At 56.1% G+C, this 12,244-nt stretch carries 3 protein-coding genes and 1 pseudogene; all 4 read left to right on the forward strand.

The features are described 5' to 3' along the window. The first annotated feature begins 12 nt into the window (after positions 1-12). Positions 13-393: a hypothetical protein gene (locus ACZ9XP_RS17450; protein WP_465188908.1), complete on the forward strand. Its 381-nt coding sequence runs from the start codon at positions 13-15 to the stop codon at positions 391-393. A 193-nt stretch (positions 394-586) separates the two neighbouring features. Continuing rightward, positions 587-4,003, forward strand: coding sequence for an STY4851/ECs_5259 family protein (locus ACZ9XP_RS17455; protein WP_465188909.1), 3,417 nt, complete (start codon positions 587-589; stop codon positions 4,001-4,003). Then, positions 4,000-10,299, forward strand: coding sequence for a DEAD/DEAH box helicase (locus ACZ9XP_RS17460; RefSeq protein WP_465188910.1), 6,300 nt, complete (start codon positions 4,000-4,002; stop codon positions 10,297-10,299). Before ACZ9XP_RS17455 ends, ACZ9XP_RS17460 begins: the two co-directional genes overlap by 4 nt. A 156-nt stretch (positions 10,300-10,455) precedes the next feature. After that, positions 10,456-12,244 (forward strand): annotated as a pseudogene (locus ACZ9XP_RS17465) (hypothetical protein); the annotation flags it as partial.

Here is a 12,244-nt window from a genome sequence, read left to right on the forward strand (position 1 = left end):
GACGCTTTATCCATGCAAGCACACATCGCTCTTGATCATGTTCGTCAAACCCTGACCCCACGCCTTGGCCTGACCGCGCTGGATCAACCGCTGCGCACCAAGGTGCAGTATTTCCGTACGGCTGCCGGCCGTGTGTTTGGTGTGCGGGTGGGTGACCTGCTGGCTGGCCGGTTCGACCACAAAACCATCGAGCTGATTCTGGAGCCAGTTGGCGTGCCGGTATCACTGTTTACCGGCTGCGAAGTGCTGGACAAGCCCTACCGCGGCAGCTCTACCCGTCAGCCAACCAAAGGGGTAGACCTGAAAGATGCCCAGACCCGCGTGCGGCTTGATGGCCTTGCGGCTCTGGACGAGTTGTTAACCTGGTACGCGGGGCAGCCTGCACGGCACTAAAAGACTTTGTGTAGCTGTTTTGTGTATGTTTTGTTTCTCAAATACGTCATTTCGATATGTTATATTTATCGCTATGACATTTTCTGATGAGCATTGCAGCTCAGCTGGCATTTTCAGAATGTGTGCCCCCGGTTGGTTTGCGTCGCCATGCGACCAAGCGGGTTTGCAGTACGAGAAATAGGGGATAACAACCATGCAAAAAAATGCGCAATCTGCCCAGCCATTTGCCGATTGGCTAACTACCATGTTGCAGCGTCGAGAGTTGGCCCGGCCCGATGGCCGCCCGCTGTACCGCTATCGTCTTTCGGTCGACGAGTTTGACGTGCTGAGGAATCTGTTGCGCCAGCATGCAGGTAGCAAAGCTGTCATTAGCTTGCTGCACAAGCAGCGAGGGTTCTGTGCGTGCTGGTTTCTGTTTGCGGCGGAGTGGTGGAAACGTTCCTATGCTGGAGGTGCATGGGCATGGGGCCCGATATTGCGCGATGCCGGCATTCAACAAGACGTGCCTCAGCTTATGCGCAGTGAGTGGGTAAGCGCTGCCGTTGCTTATTGGTGCCTGGAAGACCAGATCGAGCGGGGCAAACGTTATATCGGCCGCGTGGTGTCGAACGGTGGCCTGCCTCTGCGTCTGCTGGAAGAGGCCGCCAGTGGCGTTAGCAAGTTGCTCAACATGGTGCAGCACGAGATGACGTGCAGCCGCCTCCCCATGAGCGATGCGCAAGTGATGGCAGCGCTGACCGAAGGCGCCCGCCTTTTGCCCGAGAGCTACCGCCAGCGCCATGTGCTGGAACTCCTGGGCGATGTATTGCAGACCGTCAAGCGTTTGAATACCGAAGCTGGGGCCACGGCCGGGGAAGACCCGGTGCAGCGGCTGGATCGTGTGCACCCGGGGTGGATTGACAATTTCCCGCTGCAACTGGACCCGGAGCATGCTCGTGCACTGCTGGGGGGCTTGGTGCGTCGTGCGCAGGCCAGTCGCGAGCAGCGACTGTTCCAGATCGTAAGGCAGTTGCGCTTTGACTCGCAGGGGCAGCCTGCTCGCCTGGAGGTTGGGCTGGAAACCGCCGCACGGATCGAGACAGAGCGGCTGCTCGAGTTGCTGGGCTTGGCAGATGTGGAGCTGGTGCTGCCCGCTGCAATTGACTTGGTGCTGACTGCTCAGGATCACGCTTTGCATGCCGGCAAACTGATTCGACGCGATGGTGTGTTTCAGGTGCAGGTCGCCGTGACCAGTTTGCCGCCATCCTGGTTCGGTATGGATATTGCGCTAGAGCTATCCCGCTTTGGCCAGCCGATTGGCGAGATCGAGTTGCCCGGTGGTGACGCGCCGGAGGAGCAGCAGCCATGGGTTTTCGAGGATACGGCACCGGTTGCCCGTTTGCTCGGATGCGGGGATGTGAGGCTGCGCGATGCCAGCTGCCTGGTGCTAGTGCCACCTGGAGCAACCAGTTTCCACCTGACAGAAGACCCGGAACCGCTTGGTAAGCATGCGGATCGCGAATGGCTCCGTACGCGCTCTGGTGACCTGACGATTACCCATAAAGCCACGCTCTATCAGATTATCTGCGGTGATGTTTCTGCCCGTGACGCCGGCGTTGTGGTTTGGCGGGGGCGGGGTATTGAGAGTGCCCAGTCTCGTCCACCGCGTGTGTTTACCGGGGATGAGGAGGCTTACGAGGTATTGCCTACCGGTGAGCGCCGCAAGCTGCCGGCCAGCGAGCTGTTCTGGCAGTTCGAGAAGGGCGTCCATCTTCCCCTGGCAGGGCCAAGAAAGTCGGGTTTGGGTTGGTTGCTATGGAAACGCAATGGTCAGGTGAAGAGCAGGGCGCGTGCGGTCTGCCTGCCTGCCCAGGCAACGTTGAGCATTGAACCTTGTGACAATGGCTTGATGGATGGCGCGGTCATCTTGCATGGCTGGCCGGCAGAGGCCATCGAGACAGTTACCGAGCTCGCAAGGGTTGTTACGCATCGCGAAGGCAATACCTGGACGCTGAACTGCCAAAAGACTTCTGCCACACCACCCCTCAGCCTTCAGTTGGTGGTGCACTGGCCCAGCGGCGTGCAAAACATGACTGTGCCTTACCCTGCCGAGGGGGCGTTTGTTTACACCGATGCGCAACAGACGGTGGCATCGGGGCGCTGCGTCTCGGTGGGCGATTTGCTGAACCTGCACATCCGTATCCAGTCGACCCGCACCAAGCGTTGGCAGGTACAGCTACTGTTGCAGGATAGTGCCGGCATGCAGCTGGCGAACAGAAGTTTCCCGGTAAATTTCGCCGGGGGCAGTACGGTGACGGATCTGCGCTTGTTCGAGCTGCAAGACGACGTTCGCCAGCTGTTGGCCAGCGTGAACGAGCTGGATGCACAGGTGCGTATCTCGGTAAAACACGATGGTCAGGAGTCTCGCTATCTGACCGTGGCACGCTATCGGGACAAATTGATTCGCGAGGCCGGGCATGTTGCCCTGGCCGAATCGGTGGTACTACCGGCCGAAGAGGTATTGCGGGCAAGCCGCTTGCTGGCGCTACCAATGTTGGCGCCAGAAAGTGAAGCCGTTGTGCTGGAGGCCAAGTACACCGAGTTGGCGTGTACCGGCCGCTGGGCGTTTGACCCTGAACGATTCCAGCCCGGTGTCTGGCTGATTTATCCGGAAGCCGGTTCGGCGCTCGATTGCCGGCCCATCGCCTGGTATGTGGAGGAGCGTTTTGCCGGACCGGTACGTCAGCATCAGGGTTTACGTGCGGCCATGGCGTTGGTGCAGCGCCCGGATCGGCTGGCAGCCTTAAAGAGCCAATTCGAGCAAATGGCGGATAACCCAGGGCATGCAGACTGGAAACTGCTTGAGCATTATGTGCGCAAGCTGGGACACCTGCCGCTGGCGGGGCTAGACCTGTGGGTGGCGCTTGCCCGGTCGCCCCGTGCAGTCATCATGGCACTGTTAACCGTTGACGGCTTTGCTGAAACCATCGCGCCCCGGCTCAGTTCCGAGCTGCCTTTCGAGTGGTTGCTGACATCACCGCAAGACTGGAGACACGCCGTGTCAGCACGGGTTGCGATGTGTGATCAGGATGATGAACGGGAAAAGCGTTTGCTGAAGCGGGAAATGGAAGCCAGCCTCGAGTGGCTGCGTCGGGTCTATCCCGCGTTGGAACTCTCTATTTCGGTGGCGCTTTCCTGCGGTCTGTCACGCCATTTGCCAGAAGAGGTCAAGATGCTGCTGGCAGAGCCTGACGTGCTTCGTAAAGAGTGGCTGCAGCGGTTGTTGCATTCGGAGACAAGCGACGTCCAGGGGCTGATGCAGCGCATCAGTCATGCCGGGCGAGGTCCTGTGGAACTGAAAAGCTATGCAAACAGATTTGCCAACTCGGCAGAGGGGAGCCGCCTGCTGCATCGCTTCAGATTGCCACAGGATGACTGGAAGTTTTCACTTGCGGTAGCCCCATTGGCAATTGCCTATGACATTGCTGAAGGCCACGCACCTGATTGGCTTGATAGCCGTAGCCGCCTGGTTGCGCTCAGGAATTATCGAAGCTTCGATGCCCATTGGTTCGACGAGGCTTACAAAGTGGCCATGGTATGCGCCCTTGATGATGGATTGATTGACGTATGAATGCTGTTTACCGCCCTTACATTGAACCCCTTATCCAGGCGCATCGCCAACGCGGCGTCCGGTCGGTGCTGAGCCTGCTTGGCATTGCGAATGACGGAATGCGCCGCCGCTTGGCAGAAATGCTGGGTGACCAGCCTGGAAGTCGTCATGCCTTACTGGCAGACCCTGTGTTTGAGCCAACCTTTGGCTGGCAAGAGGCAGAGCCTGTATTGGCAGATTTACCGGCTTCTCTGCTTCACCCGCGGCTGAAAAAAGCCTTGGCCTCGCCGCCGAAACAATTGGCAGACGAGTATAGATTTCCTGGCAGCCGTCATCCTTATAGCCACCAGTTAGCTGCGTGGGAAACGTTGGCCGCGGAGCCTGCAAGATCACTGGTGGTGACCAGCGGTACCGGCTCGGGCAAGACTGAGTGTTTCTTGGTACCGATTCTGAACCGCTTGGCCCACCAGTCTGAAAATGAAGGGCGCTTGCAGGGCGTACGGGCACTTTTCATTTATCCGCTGAATGCGCTGATTGCCAGCCAGCAAAACCGCCTGGATGCCTGGACAGATGAGTTCAATGGCGCGCTGCGATATTGCCTTTACACCGGCAATTTGCCGAACGAAGCCAAGGAGATCGAACGTGAAGGTTACAAAGGTCGGGTAATCGACCGTAAAGAGCTGCGCAAATCGGCACCACCTATGCTGGTTACCAATGCCACCATGCTGGAGTACATGCTGATCCGGCGTGAAGATACGCCGATTCTGGAACAGTCCCAAGGCAAGCTGGAATGGATTGTGCTGGATGAAGCCCATACCCATATGGGCTCTCAGGCTGCGGAAATGGCCTTGCTGTTGCGTAGAACAATGGCTGCATTCGGAGTAAAACCGGAGAACGTGCGCTTTGTGGCTACCTCGGCTACGTTTGGCAATGACTCGGAAACCACCGAAAAGCTGCGTAGATTCCTGGCTGATATGGCTGGTGTCAGTACATCACAAGTTAATGTGGTACATGGCAGTCGTCATATTCCGGCTCTGATCCAGCGCGAAGACGCACGTTATACCCTGGCTGATCTTGCTGCTCTTGAGCCTGAGCAGGAAAGCAGTATGGTGCGCTATCAGGCGCTGGCCGATACGCCGATTGCGGCCAACTTGCGGCAATGCTTTATCGGTGCAGCAGGTGCGCGCCCTCGCAAACTGTCCGAGCTGGTGAGCGAAACCGGCATGAGCTCGCAGGATGTATTGGCTTGGCTGGATATGCTGACAGGTACGTCTGATGGCGAGAAAGTATTTCTGCCTCTGCGGGTACATCTGTTCCACAACATCCTGTCGTCTATTGGCTGCTGTGCCAACTCCGCGTGTACAGAAAAAGCCGATGCGCTCAAGCAAAGCTCGGATTGGCGCTTTGGCGAGCTCTACACCGACGGGCGTCTCCGCTGTGGTTGCGGTGCCCCGGTACTGCCGATTGTGCAATGCCTGGAGTGTAGCGAGCTTTTCCTGCAGGCCGCGCAGAAAGGCGACTTGCTGAGTGTGCCGCTTCTGCCGCAGGACGATGGTTTTGCGCTAAACCTGGATCAAACCGAAGAGGAAGAGCTCCCCGATAATACGCAGAGAAGCACAAAGATCTTGCTGACTAACCAGCGTATTGGCGATGAGACCTCAGAAGCCTGGCTGAATCTGGAAACACATCGCCTTGCGGGTGTACCTGGCAGCGGCGCTGTGCAAATTGTCATTCATGAAGGTAATGGGGATTGTCCATGTTGTCACCACGCCAAACCAGGAGGCGTGATGCGGCGCATGGGGGTGGGTGCCCCTTTCACGCTGAGTACCGTCATTTCGACGCTACTAGAGTTCTGTCCTGAGGATCCTGACCAGCCGCTGACCAAGCCGTTTCGAGGCCGCAAACTGATTTCGTTTACGGATAGCCGTCAAGGTACGGCCAGAATTGCCGTGAAACTACAGCAGGATGCCGAGCGTACCTTTGCGCGTTCATTTATCTATCACAGCTTGCTGGCAAGCAAATCCGGGCGAAGCCTGTCGGCTGAAGATCTCGAAGATATTGAGTATTACAAGAGCAAACTATCAAGAAATGAGTCTTTGCGCGCTAGCGAGATGCGCGTGTATGAAGGCTTGTTGCAGCAAGCCGCAGCGACGCAATGTGCTGTCTTGGGCTGGAAAGAGCTGCAGAGCAAGTTGGCAAGTGCTTCTACCGTGCAGAAAGAGCTGCTGGATTACTACAGGTCAATCTCGGACAAGTTTAGCGATGGTGACTTTGTTTCCTTGGCGGAGATGTTGCTACTCGCCGAATTTTGCCGCCGACCCAGGCGACAGAACTCGCTGGAAACCATGGGGTTGGTCAAGGTCTCATACCCGGCATTGGCCAATATCCGTGACGTGCCGCAAGCGTGGCCCCGGAGTGGTAATCCCGAGCAGGATTTGCAGGATTGGAAAGATTACCTGAAGGTTTTGCTTGATTTTTACGTGCGCGAAAACAGTTTTGTTCGCTTTTCGCAACCGGAATTTACCAAGCTGATCGGGCAAAAGGTCAACCTCAAGATATTGCTGCCACCCTCCTCAAAAGAGCAAGAGTCCAGCCGAATAAGACGCTGGCCGCAAGTGCGGCTAGCCGAGCGTGATGCCGATAGCGGTATGGTTAAGGCAAAAAACCGTCAAGCTAGGGCTATCACCTTGCTGACGACTGTATTTGGCTGGAGTGCCGAGGCCAATCGCACTGCGATTGATGCCATTCTGCAGGCCGCATGGGAGCAGCTCACAGCAGACAGCGTGAGGATTCTCTGCAAAGAAGATAATGGCTATGCACTGGACTTTAGTCAGCTGGAGCTGCAATTAATCACCCAGGCTGCATTGTGTCCGATTACCCGGCGTTTTCTGGATACGCCGTTCAAGGGCACGACCCCTTATCAGAGTGCAAGCCGGTACTACGGCAAACCGCTGCAGTGGTTTGATATTCCTGTCTACGACCGTGCGTTTGGTGGCGATCTGGACCAGAACGATGCGATTGTTCGGGCCAGACAATGGCTGGATGATCAGCCGGGTGTCGCTATGCTGCGCGAGCAAGGGTTATGGTCGGATTTGCATGACCGTATTGTCGAAGGCGCCCAGTTTTTCCGGGCCGCCGAGCACTCGGCACAGCAAAGTGCTTCGCGTTTACGGCGCTACGAAGGTCAATTCAAAGCCGGTAAGCTGAATGTGATGAGCTGTTCTACCACCATGGAAATGGGTGTGGATATTGGCGGTGTTACGGTGGTGGCCATGAATAATGTTCCGCCTCATCCTGCCAATTACTTGCAGCGGGCAGGCCGTGCGGGTCGACGTCGCGAAGGCCGTTCTGTTGCCATGACAGTGTGCAAGCGGTCTGCGCACGATCAGGCCGTGTTTCAGGATACGCTGTGGCCATTCAAGAAGAAGATCACTATTCCGTCGGTTGCATTCAACAGCCATGATTTGATCCAGCGCCACTTGAATGCCTACCTGCTGTCTCGCTGGCTGCGTCATCACGTGAAGGACGGCGAGCTGACCAAGTTTACCTGTTATGCCTTTTTTAACAAGGAAGCCGGCGCTTCTGTAGCAGATCGTTTTGCTATGTGGTGCGCGAGTGCTGATAAGCATCTGGCAGCGTCTCTGGATCTTCGCGCGGTGCTGCAGAGCTTGATTAAGTCGACAGTCCTCGAGGGGGCACCCTTGATACAACTTGTTGACCAGTGCAGATGCCAGCTTAATGCCATCGCAGAGGAGTGGCAGGGTACCGCCAGCGCTATCGAGCAACGGAAACATCAGCTTTTTGGGGATGAAAAAGACCAAAGCAGCCCAGCCCTGAAAGCAATCGAATTGCAGATGCAGCGTTTGAATGATGAGTACTTGCTGTCCGAATTGGCGACTCGACGTTTCTTGCCCGGTTATGGGTTTCCTACGGATATCGTGCCATTCGACAACCTGACTGTGGGGCAGCTCAAGCGAGAAGAGGCCCGAGCTGTAAGGCATCAACGGGAGGACAACCGTGGACGCTACCGGCAGTTGGCCTCACGAGAGCGGGGTATCGCGCTACGTGAATATGCTCCAGGTGCCGAGATCGTGATGGATGGTTTGGTTTACCGCTCTGCTGGCGTCACGCTGAACTGGCACATGCCAGCATCAGAAGACGCGGTGCGGGAAATCCAGCTGTTCAAGCACGCTTGGCGTTGTAGCCGTTGCGGTGCCAGTGGTGATACACGTGTAGGGCGACCAGAACATTGCCAGGAGTGCGGTGCTGCACTGGTGGCTTCGGAGATCTTGCCCTATCTGGTGCCTTCCGGTTTTTCTGTTGACTTGTTTTCCGAGCCGCATACCGATATCTCCCAGCCGGTATACGTACCGATCGAGCAGCCAAGGTTAAGTGTGAATGCCGCCTGGCAACCTTTGCTTAATCCTGCACTGGGTAGGCTGCGTAGCAGTGCTGAAGCGCACTTGTTCCTACATAACAGGGGGCAGGGCAGAAATGGCTTTGCGATATGCCTGGATTGTGGCCGGGCCGAACCCATGCTTTCTCATCCGGATCCGGAAGCTACGGCTGACCAGGAATTCTTGCCACGAATTTTCCGGCAAGGAGAAACGCATAAGCGCCTACGCGGTGGTAAAGGCAAGGGTGGGGCAACGGGCAACTGTACTGGCAGTGAATCTGCCTGGAAGATCAAAACGCACGTTCATCTAGGGCACGACACCAGAACAGATGCCTGCGAGCTCGTATTAATGCACGGAACAACCGGATTGCCGTTAACCGACGCTACGACGGCATATTCCCTGGCGGTGGCTTTGCGAACGGTACTGGCTCAGCACTTCGGTGTGCAGGAAGAGGAGTTGGGTTGTACAACCCGCCAGATTCTGATTGATGGGCTGCAAGCCGCGTGTGCGATTCAGATTTTTGATCAAGGTAGTGCCGGCTATACCTCGCAAGCAGACGCGCTATTGCGGTCTGCAGAGGTGTGGGCTGCTGTGCGCCGACATCTAGAATGCAGCGCAAACCAGTGTCTGAGTGCGTGTGAACATTGCCTGATCACGTTTGATACTCAGCACCATGCCGACTTGTTGGACCGACTCAAGGCAATCGACTTCCTCGACGCCTCTTGGCTGCATGCCATGGGACTGCCAGACGAGTTAAAGCTTTTTGGTGGCTCCAGCCAGCTTGCGCAAGGCGAGTTGGCCGAGGCATTACGGAGCTATCAATTGCAGCAACCCGGCTGCGAACTGGTGTTCTGGCCTGAAGGCGGGGCTGCAGAATGGGACCTGGCTGCAGCAACGGGGTTGTTGGCACAACTCAGATACAGCCTGGCAAATGGTTATCGCGTGGCCTTGGTCGTGCCCGATGTGCATCTGGACAAGATAGACGAAGGCAGCCGTAGAAAACTTGCTGCACTAGCTGAGCTGGGTTTATCGCTGGTGTCCTGCTCTTTGGCAAGGCCAAGTAATGTTGCGTTGAAACTGGCCGTGTTGGGCAGGAGCGCTGCGGGCAAGGTGCAAGCTTGGGCGCTAGCACATAGCTGCACGCTGACAGCAGACGCAAACTGGGCAGATAGCCCAGATGGTATCCAGGTGATTGAGGGTGAACTCGACAGGTGGCCAACCTTGCAGCCGGTGGACACTAGCCAATTGTTTACCGACTTGGCCATGCCACACGACCAGCAGCTTGATATCCATCACCAGTGCAATGGTTCAATCCAGGGATTTGGCAAGCGCTTTTGGAATTGGCTATGTGCCGGAAACAGCAAACTCAACAGTCTACTGGGCAGCGCAGATCGACACATAGCTGCAATCAGCTATACCGACCGTTATCTGAAGTCACCACTCGTATTGGCACTGTTGCTGGACTTTTTGTACGCACTTGGCCAAACGCCTGCTGGTCGCTACGGCTTGCCAGCAATACATCTGCAAACGCAGCCATTGTTCCGTAATGCCGCTAGCGCCCAGGCGGCTGCCAGCAGAGGGTATGCACCAGCGTTCAGAAGCCATGATTGGCTGGACGCGCAAATGCGTGATCGTGTGCTGGCGGGTCTATTCGAGTACGCAGGTCTCTCTTTGGCGAGTAACCCAGTTTCCGAGCGCTGCCAGCACGCGCGCGAGCTGAATGTCTTGTTCGACAATGGAGAGCAGGTACGTATTTGCCTGGATCAGGGGGTCAGTTATTGGGCGCAGAACAACCGTGAATTGTTCGACTTCCATGCCACGGCAGAGCAGCAAATCGATGCGATTGCCCGTATGGAAGGTAAAGCCATTGGCCATGGAGATTACCCAACACAGGCTTATCTCCGCTTTGAACGCCAGTGATTGCAGCCCGTGCCAATACGCTGGCCCTTATAAGGGTTGATAGCCCAAGGTCGACTTTGGGGGGCTGATGAAGCCGCTTTCGTGTACTTCTACAGGTCAGCATCAATCGAATATGAAACGAACAATGATAGTACTAACACTGCTGGAGGGATGCGTGTGAGTTTGGCACCGGAACAGGTCTGGGATGATTTTCTGCAACGTTGGCCGCTGGAGGCATTGCCAAGCCTGACGTTGCCGCAGTATTCGACTGCGGGAGATAGCGACTCCTTTACCTATTGGCTTGAAGCTAAAACGGAGAATCTCGGGTCTATCTGGGGTGGGTCTGCCTTCAAGTTCGGCATTTTCTCTCGCAAAGACAAGACCGTTAAGGAGAGCGGTGGTGGTAGCACCTACTCTGAGCACTATGCATGGTACAGCAAGTACGGCGACTCCCCAGAAGCGGCATTCGAGAGGGTCAAGTCGATTATTCTTGCTGTTGCAACTGCTGCAAGGTGTGGAGATTTTGCTGTTGTGGAACAGGTTGATTTGGGTAACGCAACCAAATGGAAGCTAGCGTTTCTTTATCAGAACCGGGCTGAGCCAACTATCCTGCCTATTTATCGTGCATCCTGGCTGAGAATGTTGAGTGGCATTGATAAATCAACAGAGTTGGCTGCAGCTCATAAGGCATTAATGGCCAAGCGGGGCGACACACCTCTGATGACTTTCAGCAAACAACTGTGGGAGCAGGCTGCCCAAATGGAGCAGGCATGGTCAACAGAGCGAATGCGAGCCCTGCTGGACGATATAAGTGATATCAAGCCGGTAAAGCCTGCCACCAAAAAAAAGGCGGGTTATGAATTGCCGGATGGCAGGCAACTGGCCATCAATCGGGAAAGTATCACTCCATCGTTGTTTTTGGAGCCAGGCCGATGGCAGGATCTGATAGGCCAAACGCTCGGCAAGCCAGAGTTCTACCCTGCAGACCGAATTCGTCACAGCGGGCTACAAGCCAATGCACCCAGATTGTGCACCGGACATCCTGCCGTACTTGTTACAGTTGAAAATGAAGAGCATTTCAAGAAGCTATTGGATGCTTATATGGCAGAAGAAAATGCTTTGCCTGTTACTGGCACTCGTGATGGTAATGAGAGATCTATGCCTATACCCCTGAATCAGATTCTGTATGGCCCACCTGGCACCGGCAAAACCTATGAAACCATTTACGCGGCCCTGCAGATTCTCGACCCGGCTGCGGCGGCGGCTTACAAGCAGGTGGATGATGATAAAGCTGCCTCACCCGCACAAAGGTTGGCCACACGTGCTGCGCTGAAAACCCGTTTTGACGAGCTGGCCGCCGAGCAGCGCGTGCGCTTTGTTACCTTTCACCAGAGCTTCAGCTACGAGGATTTTGTGGAGGGACTGCGGGCGGAGACGGTAAACGGGCAGGTGCAATATCGTGTGGCAGACGGCGTGTTCAAGCAGATTTGCGACGATGCATCGGCCACACCGGAAAGCGTGAATCTGAATGCGCTGCTGGATGCTTTTATCGAGCAGGTTGCAGAAGAGCCGCAGATGCTACACACGGCGACAGGCAAGCAGTTTCTGGTGAGTTATGGCGAAGGTAATACCACGCTGACGTGCGAACCACAGGCCAGCAAAACGGCTATCAGTCTGCCCGCCAATATCGAGTACATTCGCGCCGTGCTGGCGGGCCAGCGGGTAGACAAGCTGTACTGCGCCAGCTACGTGAAAGGCATTGCCGAGCATATCCGCAAGCAGCTGCCCTCGCCTGCGGCCAACCTTGCGCCCTCTGCGACTGGCTTGCCGCATGTGCTGATCATCGACGAAATCAACCGTGGCAATATCTCGCGCATTTTCGGCGAGCTGATCACGCTGATCGAGCCGTCCAAGCGCGCCGGCGCCGACGAGGCACTGTCGGTGACGCTGCCGTATTCCAAGGACA

It is taken from the genome of Vogesella perlucida, assembly GCF_979366545.1.